16 protein-coding genes are annotated in these 15,487 nt (G+C 64.2%); 9 read left to right on the top strand and 7 right to left on the bottom strand.

What is annotated here, in order from left to right:
* Positions 1 to 22 precede the first annotated feature (22 nt).
* A complete protein-coding gene (locus tag NWI01_RS01855; RefSeq protein WP_141382154.1) occupies positions 23 to 757 on the bottom strand; it encodes a ribonuclease HII in 735 nt (244 codons plus the stop codon).
* A 146-nt stretch (positions 758 to 903) separates the two neighbouring features.
* Between NWI01_RS01855 and NWI01_RS01850 the strand changes: the two genes are divergently transcribed.
* Complete coding sequence (locus tag NWI01_RS01850) at positions 904 to 1,233, top strand: DMT family transporter (RefSeq protein WP_141382152.1); 330 nt, start codon at positions 904 to 906, stop codon at positions 1,231 to 1,233.
* A 51-nt stretch (positions 1,234 to 1,284) separates the two neighbouring features.
* On the opposite strand, the gene NWI01_RS01845 is transcribed toward NWI01_RS01850, so the two are convergent.
* The 4 genes from NWI01_RS01845 to NWI01_RS01830 all read right to left on the bottom strand — a co-directional run bounded on the left by NWI01_RS01845 (position 1,285) and on the right by NWI01_RS01830 (position 4,406).
* The gene (locus NWI01_RS01845; RefSeq protein ID WP_141382150.1) at positions 1,285 to 2,445 is read right to left on the bottom strand and encodes a PA0069 family radical SAM protein; all 1,161 of its coding nucleotides are present in this window, start codon (positions 2,443 to 2,445) and stop codon (positions 1,285 to 1,287) included.
* 66 nt (positions 2,446 to 2,511) lie between these two features.
* A complete protein-coding gene (gene moaB, locus NWI01_RS01840; RefSeq protein ID WP_141382148.1) occupies positions 2,512 to 3,075 on the bottom strand; it encodes a molybdenum cofactor biosynthesis protein B in 564 nt (187 codons plus the stop codon).
* Positions 3,076 to 3,088: 13 nt separating this feature from the next.
* Positions 3,089 to 4,024, bottom strand: a complete 936-nt coding sequence (gene ypfJ, locus NWI01_RS01835) for a KPN_02809 family neutral zinc metallopeptidase (RefSeq protein ID WP_141382146.1) — start codon at positions 4,022 to 4,024, stop codon at positions 3,089 to 3,091.
* Positions 4,017 to 4,406 carry a hypothetical protein gene (locus NWI01_RS01830; protein WP_141382144.1) on the bottom strand — a complete coding sequence of 130 codons (390 nt, stop codon included), beginning with the start codon at positions 4,404 to 4,406 and terminating at the stop codon, positions 4,017 to 4,019. Before NWI01_RS01830 ends, ypfJ begins: the two co-directional genes overlap by 8 nt.
* A 139-nt stretch (positions 4,407 to 4,545) precedes the next feature.
* Between NWI01_RS01830 and NWI01_RS01825 the strand changes: the two genes are divergently transcribed.
* Both NWI01_RS01825 and NWI01_RS01820 read left to right on the top strand, forming a co-directional pair.
* On the top strand, positions 4,546 to 5,676 hold the full coding sequence (locus tag NWI01_RS01825; protein WP_141382142.1) for a site-specific DNA-methyltransferase: 1,131 nt from the start codon (positions 4,546 to 4,548) through the stop codon (positions 5,674 to 5,676).
* Between the two features lie 158 nt (positions 5,677 to 5,834).
* A complete protein-coding gene (locus NWI01_RS01820) occupies positions 5,835 to 6,518 on the top strand; it encodes a glutathione S-transferase family protein (protein WP_141382140.1) in 684 nt (227 codons plus the stop codon).
* A gap of 34 nt (positions 6,519 to 6,552) precedes the next feature.
* On the opposite strand, the gene NWI01_RS01815 is transcribed toward NWI01_RS01820, so the two are convergent.
* Positions 6,553 to 7,758, bottom strand: a complete 1,206-nt coding sequence (locus NWI01_RS01815; protein WP_141382138.1) for an A/G-specific adenine glycosylase — start codon at positions 7,756 to 7,758, stop codon at positions 6,553 to 6,555.
* 209 nt (positions 7,759 to 7,967) lie between these two features.
* Between NWI01_RS01815 and NWI01_RS01810 the strand changes: the two genes are divergently transcribed.
* The 5 genes from NWI01_RS01810 to NWI01_RS01795 all read left to right on the top strand — a co-directional run bounded on the left by NWI01_RS01810 (position 7,968) and on the right by NWI01_RS01795 (position 14,300).
* Positions 7,968 to 8,447 carry a DUF721 domain-containing protein gene (locus tag NWI01_RS01810; protein WP_141382136.1) on the top strand — a complete coding sequence of 160 codons (480 nt, stop codon included), beginning with the start codon at positions 7,968 to 7,970 and terminating at the stop codon, positions 8,445 to 8,447.
* Between the two features lie 109 nt (positions 8,448 to 8,556).
* Positions 8,557 to 9,225: a DsbA family protein gene (locus NWI01_RS01805; protein WP_141382134.1), complete on the top strand. Its 669-nt coding sequence runs from the start codon at positions 8,557 to 8,559 to the stop codon at positions 9,223 to 9,225.
* Positions 9,226 to 9,559: 334 nt separating this feature from the next.
* Positions 9,560 to 13,066, top strand: a complete 3,507-nt coding sequence (gene smc, locus NWI01_RS01800) for a chromosome segregation protein SMC (RefSeq protein WP_141382132.1) — start codon at positions 9,560 to 9,562, stop codon at positions 13,064 to 13,066.
* A 53-nt stretch (positions 13,067 to 13,119) separates the two neighbouring features.
* Positions 13,120 to 13,257, top strand: a complete 138-nt coding sequence (locus NWI01_RS18745; RefSeq protein WP_181410335.1) for a hypothetical protein — start codon at positions 13,120 to 13,122, stop codon at positions 13,255 to 13,257.
* Positions 13,254 to 14,300, top strand: a complete 1,047-nt coding sequence (locus NWI01_RS01795; RefSeq protein ID WP_141382130.1) for a small ribosomal subunit Rsm22 family protein — start codon at positions 13,254 to 13,256, stop codon at positions 14,298 to 14,300. Before NWI01_RS18745 ends, NWI01_RS01795 begins: the two co-directional genes overlap by 4 nt.
* An 11-nt stretch (positions 14,301 to 14,311) precedes the next feature.
* On the opposite strand, the gene NWI01_RS01790 is transcribed toward NWI01_RS01795, so the two are convergent.
* Positions 14,312 to 14,665 (bottom strand): YbaN family protein, encoded by a 354-nt coding sequence (locus NWI01_RS01790; protein ID WP_244613605.1) that lies wholly within the window; start codon positions 14,663 to 14,665, stop codon positions 14,312 to 14,314.
* Positions 14,666 to 14,924: 259 nt separating this feature from the next.
* On the opposite strand from NWI01_RS01790, the gene NWI01_RS01785 reads away from it, so the two are divergent.
* Positions 14,925 to 15,485, top strand: coding sequence for a LemA family protein (locus tag NWI01_RS01785; RefSeq protein WP_141382126.1), 561 nt, complete (start codon positions 14,925 to 14,927; stop codon positions 15,483 to 15,485).
* Positions 15,486 to 15,487 lie beyond the last annotated feature (2 nt).

The raw sequence follows: 15,487 nt of genomic DNA, 5'->3' as shown, positions 1-15,487 counted from the left end.
ACTTCGCTCGAAAACGCTATGGTCAGATGACGGCCTCGACCGCTACCGTGGCCGACGTTTCACTGGTGGAGGCGCTTTCTCCGGCGAGCAGCGCGCGGTGACGTTCGCGCGCGGCGACAACCGGCGCGAAGAAACTGCGATGATGAGGGCTTGGCCCAAGACGGCCGAGCGCTTCGAGATGGCCGGGGACCCCGTAGCCCTTGTGTGTCTCGAAGCCGTAGCCGGGGCAATCCCGCGCCAGCTTGCACATCAGCCGGTCGCGCGTGACCTTGGCGACGATCGAGGCGGCGGCGATCGACAGCACGAGGCCGTCGCCGCCGATCACCGGCTCGCACGCGCAAGCGATCTCGATTCTGTCGCGCCCGTCGACGAAAACGTGCTTCGGAGCATCCGGCAAAGCACAGACAGCACGCGCGAGCGCCCACAATGATGCGCGCAGGATATTGTCGCGGTCGATCCGCTCGATCGACGCGCAGGCCACCGCGAAAGATGCGGTCGCCACGATCTCCTCGAACAGCTCCTCGCGGCGCGCGGCGGTCAGTCGCTTGGAATCGTCGATGCCTTTGGGAATACGGTTCGGATCCAGCACGACCGCGGCGGCGACCACCGGCCCCGCCAATGGCCCGCGCCCGACCTCGTCGCACCCCGCAACCGGCCAGACGCCACGCTCCATCAGGTCACGCTCACGCCGGAAGCTCGGCGCGACGTCGATCGTCCCTGCCTTCAGACGACGCCTCGGGGGCGTTGCACGAATCATGGCGTGATGGTGCGGTGGACCGCCCGGCGGCGCAACCGCAAACGACGGATTATTCCCGCAATTCGCTTCCGTCCTGCATCGGATTGTCGTGCCCGGCAGCTATTCGTGAGGCACTCCGCAACATCGAACATCACAAGAGAACAGCCATGAACGCCTGGGGACTTCTTGCCATCAGCATCGTCGCCGAAGTCACCGCCACAACGCTGCTCACTAAATCCGAAGGCTTCAGCAAACCGGTCTACGGCGTCGCCGCGCTGGCGATCTTCGCCGGCTGCTTCTGGGCGCTATCACAGGTTCTAACCCGCATTCCGGTCGGCGTCGCCTATGCCATTTGGTCCGGGGCCGGCGTGGTGCTGATCTCGCTGATCGGCGCCATATTCCTGCGCCAGTCGCCCAGCATGATCCAGATACTGTTTATCAGCTTGATCGTGATTGGCGCGGTCGGTCTCAACCTGACCACCAGCGTCTCGCATTGACGATCGTTTTCTTCTGACGAGATTCCGCGTTCGCTTCCCGCCCTGAAACCGTCAGAACAGGCTCAACTGCTGCCCGCTGCGTTTCGGTCTGGCGAAATGGTCCGTCGTCAGCTTCGAGCGCTTCCTGTTGAGCCCCAACCTCTCGCAGGCGATCTCGAAGCGGCGGCCGATCATCCATGCGATCGGTCCCGCGCCCTTCATCCGCGTGCCCCATTGTGAATCGTAATCACGGCCGTTGCGCATATCGCGGATCATCGCGAACACATGACGGTAGCGATCCGGATAGCTCGCCATGAGCCATTCGCGGAACAGATCGCGCACTTCCAGCGGCAGGCGCAGCAGCACATAGTTGGCTTCCCTGACGCCGGCATGGGCAGCCGCATCGAGAATCCGCTCGATCTCGCTGTCATTCAGCGCCGGGATCACGGGAGCCACCATCACCGTGGTCGGAATGCCTGCTTCCGACAGCTTGCGTAATGCCTCCAGCCGCCGCATTGGCGTTGACGCCCGCGGCTCCATCGAGCGCGCGAGCCGGGCATCGAGCGATGTCACGGAAATCGCCACCTTGGCGAGATTGCGCTTCGCCATTCGCGCCAGGATATCGATGTCGCGTGTCACCAACGCCGATTTCGTGACGATGCCGACCGGATGCGACGCACGCTCCAGCACTTCGAGGATGCCGCGCATGATCCCGCTGCCGCGCTCGATCGGCTGATAGGGATCGGTGTTGGTCCCGATCGCGATCATCTTGGGCTCGTAGCCCTCGGCAGCCAGTTCCTTCTCCAGCAAGGCCGGCGCGTCCGGCTTCGCGAACAGCTTCGATTCGAAATCCAGCCCCGGCGAAAGGCCGAGATAGGCATGGGTCGGCCTTGCGAAACAGTAGACGCAGCCGTGCTCGCAGCCCCGGTAAGGGTTGATCGAGCGGTCGAAACCGATGTCGGGCGAGTCGTTGCGGGTGATGACTTTCCGCGCGGTGTCGACAGCGACCGTAGTTTTGAACGGCGGCAGATCGTCGAGGCTTTGCCAGCCATCGTCGAACGCGGTTCGCGCTTCCGCCTCGAATCGGCCGCTGACATTGGATTGCGCGCCGCGCCCCCTCCGCCGCTCGCGATCGATCGTGACCTCAAGCTCGGTAAAGGACGACGCGAGCGCCGATGCGGGAGGCGGCGTGACGGTCGGGTTTCTGCGGGTGACAGACGAGGCTCTGCTCATGGCGAGACAATAGCAGCCACAAAGAACAAAGCAAGAACATATTTCAGGCCTTTCCGACCGTGCGGCTCAGGCCGACGCTCCCCTCGTCTTCGGCCGGCGAAGATGTTCGTCCAGCCGTGGCATGATCTCGACGAAGTTGCAGGGGCGAGTGCGGTAATCAAGCTGGTGCGAGAGGATACCGTCCCAGCCGTCCCGGCAAGCGCCTGGCGAACCCGGCAGGCAGAAGACGAAAGTGGAACCCGCGGTTCCGGCGGTCGCGCGGCTCTGGATCGCCGAGGTGCCTATCCTGGCGTGGCTCAGCATGTGGAAAGCAATCGAGAAGCCGTCCATCCGCTTGTCGAACAGCGGCTCGACGGCCTCGGGGGTGACGTCGCGTCCCGTGAAGCCGGTGCCGCCGGTGGTGATGATGACGTCGATGCCGGGGTCGGCGATCCATTCCTTGATCAACGTGCGGATCGCTTCAACATCGTCGGTAACGATCTCGCGCGCGCCCAGCTTGTGACCGGCGGCGGTGAGCCGCTCGGCCAGCGTCGCGCCCGACTTGTCCTCCTCAAGCGATCGCGTGTCGGAAACGGTCAGCACCGCGATGTTAAGAGGGACGAACGGTTTTGTCTCGTCGATGGACGGCATGGCGACTTCTCACTCACAGATCATCCGTCGCGAAGGTATTGCAGGCCTGCACGGTGCCCTGCTGGTAACCGGTCATGAACCAGCGCTTGCGCTGCGCGGCCGAGCCATGCGTGAACGAATCCGGCACCACACGGCCCGTCGACTTGCGTTGCAGCGTATCGTCACCGATCGCCGATGCCGTGGTCAGCGCGGCCTCGATATCACCCGGCTCAAGGAAGTTCGGACGTTTCTTCGACTGGCGATTGACCCAGACTCCCGAAAGACAATCCGCCTGCAACTCGACCCTGACCTGCAACGCATTCGCCTCCGCCTTGCTACCGGCCTGCTGCTGCAATCGCGAGACTTTCGGGAGAATGCCGAGCAGGTTCTGGATGTGATGACCGGCCTCGTGCGCGATGATGTAGGCAGCGGTAAACCGGCAAGCGCTGCCCGAGCAGCCCCGGAAGCGCGTTTCCACCTGCTTGAAGAACTCGGTGTCGAGGAAGATCTGCTTGTCCGGCGGGCAATAGAACGGCCCCATCGCGGACTGCGCCATGCCGCAGCGGCCGCCGTTCGTGGCGTTGCGGAACAGCACGATACGGGGTCCCGAATAACGCTGCCCGCTGGCCTGAAAGATTTCATCCCAACGATCGTCGATCTCGCCCAGCACGCCAGAGATCATGCTGCCCATCTCGTCGGTCGGCGCGCCGGGCTTGCCCTGCGAGCCGCGGCCGTCCGTCTGATAGCTCGGCGCCTGGCCGCCGCCGGTCAGGATTTCCGCACCGCCGATCAAAAGGCGGGGATCGATGCCGAAGGCATAGCCGACAATGCCGAGTATGAGAATGGTGCCGATGCCGAGACCACCGCGCCCTCTCGGAAAACCGAAACCACCGCCACCGCCGCCTCCGAAACCGCCTTCCCCGCGACGGTCGTCGATGTTGTCGCTCCGGCGAAAATCATCATCACGCATGAGGTTTTTCCTCGTGTCCGATCGATCGGTCACCTGGCCGCAAGTGGCGACGCCCGGCTAAAATACTCATCTCGTTAATCAATAACCTGCCCGGCAACAATTGCCTATAGCGTTTTCGATCGAAGCGGAATCCGGTTCGCGTGAAGAAAACGCGCCGAATCAATTCTCTCCATGACGCTTGGGTTTGAGATTCAACCAAACTGCACTGGAGAGCTTTTAAAGCACCACGAGCGAAACGGCTTCCATCAACGACGACGACGAAACCACGACCCGACATCGTGGACGAACCAGGATAGCGGATGAACCAGGGATAGCTGATGAACCAAGATAGCCGACAAACCAAGACATGGTTGCGGGCACCCGCTTGTGAAAAGCTGCGCATCGTTTGTCGAACTTGCATCGGGTTCAACAAAAGCTTTCTGCAATTAAGTCGATTTTTACTTTGACAGGTCACTATAGCGCCAGTCGGTTGTTAGGTCCCGCGTCGCCGACAGCGTCGCCTGAGTCAGAGTATTCGAGTCATGGGTGTGTCGCGTCGCGGGGCGTCTACAAGGGCGCCCCGCACTAAATTTGACTCTCCCGTTTCGCGCATCATCGTCGGCGATTGCGTCGCCGGGATGTCGAAACTTCAAGCCAGATCGGCCGATCTGATATTCGCGGATCCGCCGTATAATCTGCAACTCAAGGGTGAACTCAAGCGTCCCGACGAATCGCACGTCGACGCTGTGAACAGCGATTGGGACAAGTTCTCGTCCTTCTCCGCCTATGATGAATTCACCCGCGCCTGGCTACTCGCCTGCCGCCGCGTCATGAAGCCGTCGGCGACCATCTGGGTGATCGGATCGTATCACAACATCTTCCGCGTCGGCGCGATCATGCAGGATCTCGGATTCTGGGTGCTCAACGACATCGTCTGGCGCAAGACCAATCCGATGCCGAACTTCCGCGGCCGTCGCTTCACCAACGCCCATGAGACCATGATCTGGGCCGCACGCGACGAGAACGCCAAAGGCTACACGTTCAACTACGAAGCGTTGAAAGCCGCCAACGAGGATGTGCAGGCGCGCTCGGACTGGCTGATTCCGCTGTGCACCGGCAACGAACGGTTGAAGGACGAAGACGGCCGCAAGGTTCATCCGACCCAGAAGCCCGAGGGTCTCCTGGCGCGCGTGCTGCTGTCATCGTCGAAGCCGGGCGATCTCGTGATCGATCCGTTCAACGGCACCGGAACCACCGGCGCGGTCGCCAAGCGTCTCGGCCGCAACTATATCGGATTCGAACGCGATCGCACTTACGCGGCCGCAGCCGAGAAGCGCATCAATGCCGTCGAACCGCTTCCCCAAGCCACCCTTGCTCCCTTCATGACCGCGCGCGAGGCGCCGCGCGTGGCGTTCTCTGAGCTGATCGAGCGCGGCATGATCTCGCCCGGCGCGAAACTCGTCGATGCGAAGAAGCGCCACGGCGCCCTGGTCCGCGCCGACGGCGCCATCATGCTCGGCGACAAGGTCGGCTCGATCCACCGCATCGGAGCCGTGGCGCAAGGCGCGGGCGCCTGCAACGGCTGGACCTTCTGGCACATCGAAACCAGCAAGGGCCTCAAGCTCATCGACGAACTGCGGGCCGAAATCCGCAGCCAGATGGCGACTGACTGATCACCTGTCGCACCCGGCATAATGCCGGGCGGATACGCGCCGAGCGCCCGTTGCATTGATCACAGAATCCACGCAGTGAGTGGCTGTCTTGCGAACGCCCTCCGGTCATCCCCGGTTCAGGTCTCGCCCTACTCAAGCACGGACAGTGGAGTTTTCCGATGATCAAGTTCTATTTCAATGGCGCGCCGAACCCCAACAAGGTCGCGCTGTTTCTGGAAGAAGCCGGTCTTCCTTTCGAACTCGTGCCGATCGACACCCGCAAGGGCGATCAGTTCAAACCGGAATTCCTGAAAGTGAATCCGAACGGCAAGGTCCCCGCAATCGATGACGACGGCGTGTTCGTCTTCGACAGCAACGCGATCCTGCTTTACCTCGGCGAGAAGACGGGCAAGTTCATGCCGGAAAACACCCCGGCCCATCGCGCGCAACTGCTGTCGTGGATGATGTTCATCGCAAGCGGGCTGGGGCCGTATTCAGGACAGGCCGTGCATTTCAAGGATTACGCGCCGAAAGGTCTGGACTACGCGCTCAACCGCTATCAGTTCGAAGCGCATCGTCACTACAAGGTTCTCGACGACCATCTTGCCGGCAACCGCTACATGGTCGGCGACACCTATTCGATCGTCGATATGGCGTTCTGGGGCTGGGCCCGCATGGCGCCCCGCGTGATCGGCGACAGCGTCGCCAAATATCCGAACTTCAAACGGCTGCTGGATGAGGTTTCGGCGCGTCCGGCGGCGGCGAAAGCGATTGCACTGAAGGACAAGTTCACCTTCAAGACGGAAAACGACGAGGAAGCGCTGGGCTTCCTGTACCGTCACATGAAGACGAAGGCGTCCTGATCCCTCGCCTCGTGAGCAAAACGGACCCTCCGGCTCATGACGGAGGGTCTTCCTGTTGCTTGCGACGGGTTGCGAGCGCATGGATTTCCATCTCATCACCCAAGCCGTGTGCAATGACCTTGCGCATCAGGTTGGGCAGCGCTTCATCGTTCAGCCGGGCGATCGGAACCCAGCGCATCCCCTCGGGCGCGGCGGTCCGCGCAGCGACGATGGCAGTATAGACAGCAAGCTCCAGCGGGAAATGCGTGAAAACATGCGTGACGGCGCCAGCCTTGCGCTGCCAGCGCGGCGCGCTTTGAAGGCAGGGCGCCTGCTTCAGGGCGGCCGCATCATCCTGCGCAGCGAGCCACGTCGATGTCGGAACTTCGGTCATGCCGCCGAGCAGGCCTTTTGCCGGCCGTGTACGAACCAGCACCTCATTGCCACGCCTCACGACGAAGGCCGCGCCGCGCCGCAACTCGCCCGCCTTCTTCGGAGTCTTGCGAGGAAAGGTCTCCTGATCGCCGCGCGCCCGCGCGGCGCAGTCATCGCCCAGCGGACACAGCACGCAAGAAGGCTTCTTCGGCGTGCAAATGGTGGCGCCAAGGTCCATCAACGCCTGCGCGATATCACCAGCGCGGCTCTTGCCGTCGTGGCCAGCGCGGCTCTCGCCGTCGCGCCCGGATCGTGATGGCTCGAGCAGGGTCGCGGCGAGCGCGTGAATGCGCGGCTTCGCCTTCGGCAGCGGCTCGTCCACGGTGAACAACCGCGACACCACACGTTCGATATTGCCGTCGACCGGCATGGTGCGGCGATTGAAGGCGATGGCGGCGATCGCCGCCGCGGTATAGGGACCGACCCCCGGCAGCGCACGCAAGTCCGCTTCCGTATCAGGAAACCGCCCGCCATGATCGCGCAGCACCCTGGCGGCGCAGGCATGAAGATTGCGCGCGCGCGAATAATAGCCGAGCCCGGCCCACATCCGTAAGATGTCATCGAGCGAGGCGCGTCCCATCGCCTCAACGTCGGGCCAGCGCGCCAGGAACTTTTCAAAATAAGGTCCGACCGTCTTCACGGTGGTCTGCTGCAGCATGATTTCGGACAGCCAGACCCGATAGGGATCGACCGTCTCGCCGGGCAGCGCGCGCCACGGCAGAAGGCGGCGGTTGCGGTCGTACCACTCCAGCAGCAACACCGGGCGGTCGCGGTCTCCGCCTTCCATCTTGTGCGTGTGACGTATCGTCGTTGCCGCCCGGGCCATCGCGCCATTCTCGTCGATGGAATCAACCTCTCCACGTCATGCCCGGCCTCGTGCCGGGCATCCACGTCTTTTTTGTGAGTTGCCGCAAAAGACGTGCAAAAGAGGTGGGGCAGTCGGAATAAATCCGGCCATGACGACGACATAACGTCGGTTGCGTCCCAAACGTCAATCGTGTCCCAAACGAGATTGCGGCATGCTATAAAATGCGAATGTCCAAGCCCGGCCCGATCTCAGCCAAGCCGCTGTCCGCCCTGCTCGGCCGTGTCTTCTCCGACGCCTATGCGCGGCAGGGATTTGCCTCACGCGAACTGGTGACCCGTTGGGCGGCCATCGCCGGACCCGAGATCGCCGCGCATTCCGAACCGATAAAGATCCAGTGGCCTCGCCCGGTCGAGGGGCAGCGGCAGGAACCGGCGACGCTGGTGTTGCGGGTCGAAGGTCCGGTCGCGCTGGAGATCCAGCATTCGTCCGATGTCATCCTGCAGAGGGTCAATCGCTTCTTCGGCTGGAACGCGGTCGGCCGGCTGGCCCTGCGCCAGGCCCCTTTGTCGCGCAAGACCTCGCGGAAGAGCGCCCGGCGGCCTGACGCGGCCGACGTGGCGAGGGTGGCCGGAACGCTGACCTCGATCGAGGACGACGACCTGCGCGCCGCGCTGGCGCGTCTGGGAGCCTCGATCAAGCGGAACTGACGCGACGGTGGACCGCGCCTCCCGCCAGCGCGCCATTGCCACAATTCTGGTTTCAAGCTAGCGAAGAAACATGTTTCAGGCGCGATTGCGCCGTTTCGGGAGCAGACCCTTGATCATCACGCGCCGCGCCTTCAATGCCGCCCTCTCGCTGACCGGCCTCGCCGCCGTCGCAGGTCTTTCGCCCTGGCGCCTGCTCGGCGAGGCTCAAGCCCAGGACGCCACCGCCATCGCCGCCGACGTGGCGAAGCCCGTCTCGCTGCCCGACATGGCGCTCGGCCCCAAGGATGCCACCGTCACCATCACCGAATACGCCTCGATGACGTGTCCGCATTGCGCGCGGTTCGCGGAAGACGTGTTCCCGAAGATCAAGACGGAATACATCGACACCAACAAGATCCGCTATGTATTCCGCGAGTTTCCGCTCGACATCAAGGCCGCCGCCGGCGCGATGCTGGCCCGCTGCATCGCCAAGGACGACGCCGGAAAATACTTCGCGGTGATCGACACGCTGTTCAAGTCGCAGGACACATGGACGGGAGCGAAAACCACGGAATCGCTGAAACTGATCGGCAAGCAGACCGGGCTGACGGAAGGCGAGGTTGAAAGCTGCCTGAAGGATCAGGCCCTGCTCGACAAGATCGCAGCCGACCAGAAATACGCCAATGAGGTTCTGAAGGTGAATTCGACGCCGTCGTTCTTCATCAACGGCGATATGGTGAAGGGCGAGATCGCATTCGAGGACTTCAAGAAGAAGATCGATCCGCTGTTGAAAAAATGAGATCAGCAAGCAGGCGCGCGGCAGACAGCGGTTGGGGTTTCCAGAGTTCTTTCCGCTTCCGATGAAATTCAGAAGCGGAACTCCACGATTCGATCTGGCGCGCTGTTTTCACGGCAACCGGCATCCATCTCCGGGTCAGGCGCGAGGGCACGCCTCAATCGAAAAACGCCATAACCTTTGAAAAAGCCTCTGGAAAAGCCTGTTTTCGCGGTTGCCCCGGCTCGCCGCCATGGCCATTGTCGAACCTCGCGAGGCGCGCGGCCCAAAGCTGCCGACAGGACATATGATATTGTGACTGTGGGCTGATTCGCGTCTTGCCAGCAGCAGAGTGTCCATGAAACTCACGCGCCTTCGCCTTCACGGTTTCAAGTCGTTCGTTGAACCCACCGATTTCGTGATCGCTCCGGGTCTCACCGGCGTGGTCGGGCCGAACGGCTGCGGCAAGTCAAATCTTGTCGAGGCGCTGCGCTGGGCGATGGGCGAAACCTCATACAAATCGCTGCGCGCCGCCGACATGGACGCGGTGATCTTCGCGGGCAGCGGCAACCGTCCGGCGCGCAACCACGCCGAGGTGGTGATGTCGATCGACAACTCGGATCACTCCGCGCCTTCCGCTTTCAACGAATCCGAGGCGCTTGAGATTTCGCGCCGGATCGAACGCGAGTCCGGTTCGGTCTACCGCATCAACGGCAAGGACGTGCGCGCCCGCGACGTGCAGATTTTGTTCGCCGACGCCGCCACCGGCGCGCGCTCTCCGGCGCTGGTGCACCAGGGCAAGATCGGCGAGATCATCCAGGCCAAGCCCGAACAGCGCCGCCGCGTGCTGGAAGACGCCGCCGGCGTGGCTGGCCTGCATGCGCGCCGTCACGAGGCCGAGTTGCGGCTGAAGGCCGCCGAGACCAATCTCACGCGCGTCGAGGACGTGATCGGCCAGCTCGCCGGCCAGATGGAAGGGCTCAAGAAGCAGGCGCGGCAGGCGATCCGTTATCGGGACGTCGCCGCGAAGGTGCGCAAGGCGGAGGCGACGCTGTTCCACCTGCGCTGGCTCGAAGCCCAGGCCGAGGTGGCGGAAGCCGCCCGGACTCACGACCTCAATGTCCGCGAACTGGCCGAACGCACCCGCGAGCAGGCCGAAGCCGCCCGCCTTCAGGCGGAACGCGCGGCTGAACTGCCGGCGCTGCGCGAGGCGGAAGCCCGCGCCGCCGCCGGTCTGCAGCGCCTTATCAACGCGCGCGAGACGCTGGATCGCGAAGAGGAGCGCGCGAAGGAGCGCGCCGCCGAACTCGATCGCCGGCTGACGCAGTTTGCCTCCGATGTCGAACGCGAGCAGCGGCAGTCATCCGACGCCGATGCCGCCTTGCAGCGGCTCGATGTCGAGGACACCGAGCTGAAGGATGAAATCAAGTCGCGGGTCGAGACGCGCAGCGGCGTCGATGAACGCGCGGCGCAGGCGGAAGCGACGCTCGCCGCGGCCGAGGCCACGTTCGCCGATTTGACGCGGGTGCTGGCCGACCTCACCGCCAAACGCAATCAGCTTGAAGCGAATGTGCGGACCCATCGCGACCGTCTGGCGCGCATTGATCAGCAGATCACGGACGTGCAGCGCGAGACCGAAGCGCTGGCGCAGCAGACCAGCGGCTTTGGCGATCTCGACGCGCTGACCGCGGCGATCGAAAACGCGCAGCAGACGCTGGCGCAATCGGAAAGTTCAAGCCGCGAGCGCGAGGCCGAACATGCGGCCGCGCGAGGCCAGCTCGATGCCGCCCGCGCCGGCGTCGAGGCGGCGCGCGGACCGCTGCAGGACGCCGACAAGCGCGCGCAGCGGCTCGAGACCGAAGCCAAGACCATCGCCAAAATTCTCAACGGCGAAAGCAAGAACCTGTGGCCGCCGATCATCGACGGCGTCAGCGTCGACAAGGGTTACGAGAAGGCGATCGGCGCCGTGCTCGGCGACGACCTCGACGCCCCCGTGGACCCGTCCGCGCCGATGCGCTGGACCGGCGCGGCTGTGACGGCGGACGACCCAGTGCTGCCCGAAGGCGTGGAATCGCTTGCGGCCCATGTGCAGGCGCCGCCTGAATTGGCCCGGCGCCTTGAACAGATCGGCGTCGTCGCCAGGGAGCGCGGCGCGGAACTGGTCGCCCATCTGAAGACCGGCCAGCGGCTGGTCTCACTCGACGGCGACGTCTGGCGCTGGGATGGCTTTGTGACCGCGGCCCATGCGCCGACCGGCGCGGCGCGGCGTCTTGCCGAGCGCGCGCGGCTGGCCGATATCGAGAGCGAGATCGAGCGCGCGCGCGCTGAGGTCTCCGAGCGGCGTCAGGCGCTGGAGGCGGCGCAGCAGGCCGTCGCCGCCGCGAGCCAGGTCGTCACCGCCGCCGCATCGACCGAAAGCGAGGCGCGCAACGCCTGGCGCGCGGCGCAGCGCGAGGTCGACGCCGCGCGCGAGCGTCATGCGCGGGCTGAGCGCGAGATCAATCGTCACGCGGCGCGGCGCTCGGCGCTGACGGAGGCGCATAGCCGGCTGACAAATGATCGGCTCGAGGCCGCTGGCGCCCATGAAGCCGCGACGGCCGCTCTTGGCGAACTGCCGCCGAGCCTCGACACCGAGACCAAACTCGGCGAGGTGCGGGCCGAGATCGACGGCCATCGGCGCGCCGCCGCCCAGGTGCGCGCCGAGGCGCAGGCGCTGGCGCGCGAAGCCGAACTCGCGGATCGCCGCCTGCAGGCGATATCGGCCGAACGCAACGAATGGCAAACCCGCAAGCAGAGCGCGGCCTCGCAGATCGCGACCATCGAGGCGCGCTTGACCGAGGTCAAGGCCGAGCGCGCCGATCTCGACAACGCTCCGGCGCTGTTTGCGGAAAAGCGCAGCGCGGTCATCAGCGAAATCGAGCACGCCCAAAAGGATCGCAGGGAGGCGGCAGACGCGCTTGCCGCCGCCGAGGCCGTGATGGCGGAAACCGATCGCGCCGCGAGAGTCTCGCTGGAAACGCTGTCCAGCGCCCGCGAGGCGACGGCGCGCGCCGAGGAACGCATGGACGGAAGCAAGCGGCGGCTCGAGGATACCGAGCGGGAAATCCGCGACATGCTTGAGGTCGAACCCGACGCGGTGGCTTCACTGGCTGAAATTCAGTCCGGCGTCGATCTGCCACCGCTGCCGGAGATCGAGGCCGATCTCGAAAAGCTGCGCCGCGACCGCGACCGTCTCGGCGCCGTCAACCTGCGCGCCGAGGAGGAACTGCGCGAGGTCGACACCCAGCACGGCTCGCTCGCCACCGAGCGCGACGACCTGGTGGAGGCCATCAAGAAGCTGCGCACCGGCATTCAGAGCCTCAATCGTGAGGCGCGGGAGCGGCTCCTGACCTCGTTCGAAACCGTCAATACGCATTTCAAGCGGCTGTTCACCGATCTGTTCGGCGGCGGCGAGGCGGCGCTGCATCTGATCGAGAGCGACGATCCCCTGGAAGCCGGTCTCGAGATCATCGCCAAGCCGCCCGGCAAGAAGCCGCAGACGCTATCGCTGCTCTCCGGCGGCGAACAGGCGCTGACGGCACTGGCGCTGATCTTTGCGGTATTCCTCACCAATCCATCACCGATCTGCGTGCTCGACGAAGTCGATGCGCCGCTCGACGACCACAACGTCGAACGCTTCTGCAATCTCCTGCACGAGATGACGTCGTCCACGGAGACGCGCTTCATCATCATCACCCACAATCCGATCACCATGGCGCGGATGAACCGGCTGTTCGGCGTGACCATGGCCGAGCGCGGCGTCTCGCAACTGGTGTCGGTCGATCTCGAAAACGCGGTGAAGATTCTCGACCAGCACGTCGCGTAAGGCGAGCGCTCCTCTCCCTCTGGAAGGATCCGCATGCGTCACGAGCATCTGTCATGGCCGGGCTTGTCCCGGCCATCCACGTCTTGATTTGTCGGATCGCCCTTGAAGGGAAGACGTGGATGCGCGGCGGCAAGGTCGGCATGACTGTCTTCGCGTTGCAGATTTCATGGATGGCATCCATCTCGAAATGATCGCTCCTGCCCTTCCCGCCGCGTTGCGCGCCGCGCTTGAGCAACATGCGCAGGGCCTTTCCCGCATTGACGCCGCTGCCCGCGCGGCCGCGATCTCGCAAACCTATCGGAGCGGCGGCGGTTCGAGCACGATCCGAAGCGAATCCGACGCGCTTGCCTATGCGCTGGCGCGGATGCCCGCGACCTATGCGGCCGTGGTGGCCAGCCTCAATGCGCTCCGCGAAATATGTCCCAAGTTCACGCCGGTCAGCCTGCTCGACATCGGGGCCGGACCTGGAACAGCGACATGGGCCGCGGTACAGGCGTTCGAATCCCTCGACGCGTTCTCGGCGATCGACGCCAATCCGGCGCTGCGGTCGCTCGCGCTCGATCTCGTGCGTGATGACTTACGTCTCGCCGGGCTCCGCTATGCGCAACGCGAAGCGTCGGCCGGGCTTCGCGATGCGCCTGAAAGCGCCGATCTCGTCATCGCCAGCTATGTCCTCGGCGAGATGCAGATGGAGCGGCAGGCCGCGCTCGCCGAGTTGATGTGGACGGCGACACGCGACACGCTGGTCGTCGTCGAACCCGGCACGCCCGCCGGCTACCAGCGTATCATCGACTTGCGGCGTCGGCTGGTTGCGCGAGGCGCGCATGTGATCGCGCCCTGCCCGCACGACGGCGAGTGTCCGCTCGCCGCGTTCCCGGACGAAACGGGCACCGCTCCACCTCGGGAAAACGCATCCCGCCAGAAAGCCACGCCGGACTGGTGCCATTTCGTGCAGCGGCTACCGAGATCTCGCGCGCACAAGCATATCAAGGGCGCGGAACTTCCTTTCGAGGATGAAAAATTCAGCTACGTCGTGCTGGCGCGAACGCCTGACCGGGCGCGTCCGGCACGGGTGCTGGCGCCGCCAATGGTCACCAAGGCCGCGATGCGGCTCAAGCTGTGCCGGCCCAACGGCAGCGTCGGCTTCACGACGTTCCCCCGTCGTGACAAGGCCAGCTATGCCCGCGTGCGCCGGATCGGATGGGGCGACGCCGTCAACCCAACCGAGACGTGATCATTTGAAGATCAGGACGGCCGCGTAAAGACGTAGGCCAGCCCGGTCAGCATCAGCAGCGCCACCGCCGCCGTGAGCCACGGGCCAGGATGGCTGCCGAACCAGAACCCCGCAAAGCCGATCGCCATGCCGCCAAGCGCCATCAGCTTGGCTTTTACCGGGATCGCGCCGCGCTCGCGCCAGGCACACAGCAGCGACCCAAAACGCGGGTGCTGCAACAGCCAGTTCTCCAGCCGGGGCGAGGAACGAGTGAAACAGGCGGCGGCCAGAATCAGAAACGGCGTCGTCGGCAGCACCGGCAGGAATGCGCCGATAAACCCGAGCGCGACGAAAAAGATGCCCGCCACCAGAAAAACGCCGCGCATCATCCGCGACGTGCCGACACGCGAATCCAAGGCGCCGGCCACACCCGAGCCGAAAGATGGGTCGTCCGCTATCATTCGTTCGCCATCCTGATCCGCCACATCCACATCCTAGCTTCACACAGAACAAAATACCGGACAACTTGAACTTTTCTAACCGTTTTCCCGACCAAAAACCGCTGCCTTCGGGCGAAGCCTGCCGTTCGCGCGGAATTTCGTCTACGGTGACCGCTTTCGCGTCGTCTCATCAGGAGCTCTTCTCATGTCGACCGGCTTGATTATTTTCGGCGTCATCGTTGCCGCCGCCGTGTTCGCGCTCGTCGCGTATAACCGGCTGGTCGCACTCAGCCAGCGCGTCGGACAGGCCTTCGCCGACATCGACGTGCAGCTCAAGCAGCGTCACGATCTGATCCCGAACCTTGTTGAAACCGTGAAAGGCTACGCCGCGCACGAGCGCGGAACACTGGATGACGTGATCAAGGCCCGGAACATCGCGATGTCCGCGCAAGGGCCCGCGCAGGTCGGCGCCGCCGAGAACCAGTTGAGCGGCGCGCTTGGCCGGCTGATCGCGTTATCGGAAGCTTACCCGGACCTCAAGGCCAATGCCAATTTCCAGCAGCTTGCCAGCGAACTGTCCGACATCGAAAACAAGGTCGCCGCGAGCCGCCGCTTCTTCAACAACGCCGTGCAGGAATACAACACCGCCATCCAGCAGTTGCCGGCAGCACTGTTCGCGGGCGCGTTCGGTTTCACGCAGAAGGAGTTTTTCGATCTCGGCGCCAGCCGCGCCACCGTGGAACAGACGCCACAGGTGAAGTTCTGAGG

Source organism: Nitrobacter winogradskyi, from assembly GCF_006539545.1.
GTDB lineage: Bacteria > Pseudomonadota > Alphaproteobacteria > Rhizobiales > Xanthobacteraceae > Nitrobacter > Nitrobacter winogradskyi_A.
The sequence above is the reverse complement of the archived record's forward strand: the minus strand, read 5'-3'. Positions and strand labels throughout refer to the sequence as shown.

Excerpts from the sequence above, each read along its gene's own strand:
- NWI01_RS01855 (WP_141382154.1), bottom strand. The coding sequence starts at position 757 with ATGATTCGTGCAACGCCCCCGAGGCGTCGTCTGAAGGCAGGGACGATC.
- NWI01_RS01850 (WP_141382152.1), top strand. The coding sequence starts at position 904 with ATGAACGCCTGGGGACTTCTTGCCATCAGCATCGTCGCCGAAGTCACC.
- NWI01_RS01845 (WP_141382150.1), bottom strand. The coding sequence starts at position 2,445 with ATGAGCAGAGCCTCGTCTGTCACCCGCAGAAACCCGACCGTCACGCCG.
- moaB (WP_141382148.1), bottom strand. The coding sequence starts at position 3,075 with ATGCCGTCCATCGACGAGACAAAACCGTTCGTCCCTCTTAACATCGCG.
- ypfJ (WP_141382146.1), bottom strand. The coding sequence starts at position 4,024 with ATGCGTGATGATGATTTTCGCCGGAGCGACAACATCGACGACCGTCGC.
- NWI01_RS01830 (WP_141382144.1), bottom strand. The coding sequence starts at position 4,406 with ATGCGCAGCTTTTCACAAGCGGGTGCCCGCAACCATGTCTTGGTTTGT.
- NWI01_RS01825 (WP_141382142.1), top strand. The coding sequence starts at position 4,546 with ATGGGTGTGTCGCGTCGCGGGGCGTCTACAAGGGCGCCCCGCACTAAA.
- NWI01_RS01820 (WP_141382140.1), top strand. The coding sequence starts at position 5,835 with ATGATCAAGTTCTATTTCAATGGCGCGCCGAACCCCAACAAGGTCGCG.
- NWI01_RS01815 (WP_141382138.1), bottom strand. The coding sequence starts at position 7,758 with ATGGCCCGGGCGGCAACGACGATACGTCACACGCACAAGATGGAAGGC.
- NWI01_RS01810 (WP_141382136.1), top strand. The coding sequence starts at position 7,968 with ATGTCCAAGCCCGGCCCGATCTCAGCCAAGCCGCTGTCCGCCCTGCTC.
- smc (WP_141382132.1), top strand. The coding sequence starts at position 9,560 with ATGAAACTCACGCGCCTTCGCCTTCACGGTTTCAAGTCGTTCGTTGAA.
- NWI01_RS18745 (WP_181410335.1), top strand. The coding sequence starts at position 13,120 with ATGGCCGGGCTTGTCCCGGCCATCCACGTCTTGATTTGTCGGATCGCC.
- NWI01_RS01795 (WP_141382130.1), top strand. The coding sequence starts at position 13,254 with ATGATCGCTCCTGCCCTTCCCGCCGCGTTGCGCGCCGCGCTTGAGCAA.
- NWI01_RS01790 (WP_244613605.1), bottom strand. The coding sequence starts at position 14,665 with ATGCGCGGCGTTTTTCTGGTGGCGGGCATCTTTTTCGTCGCGCTCGGG.
- NWI01_RS01785 (WP_141382126.1), top strand. The coding sequence starts at position 14,925 with ATGTCGACCGGCTTGATTATTTTCGGCGTCATCGTTGCCGCCGCCGTG.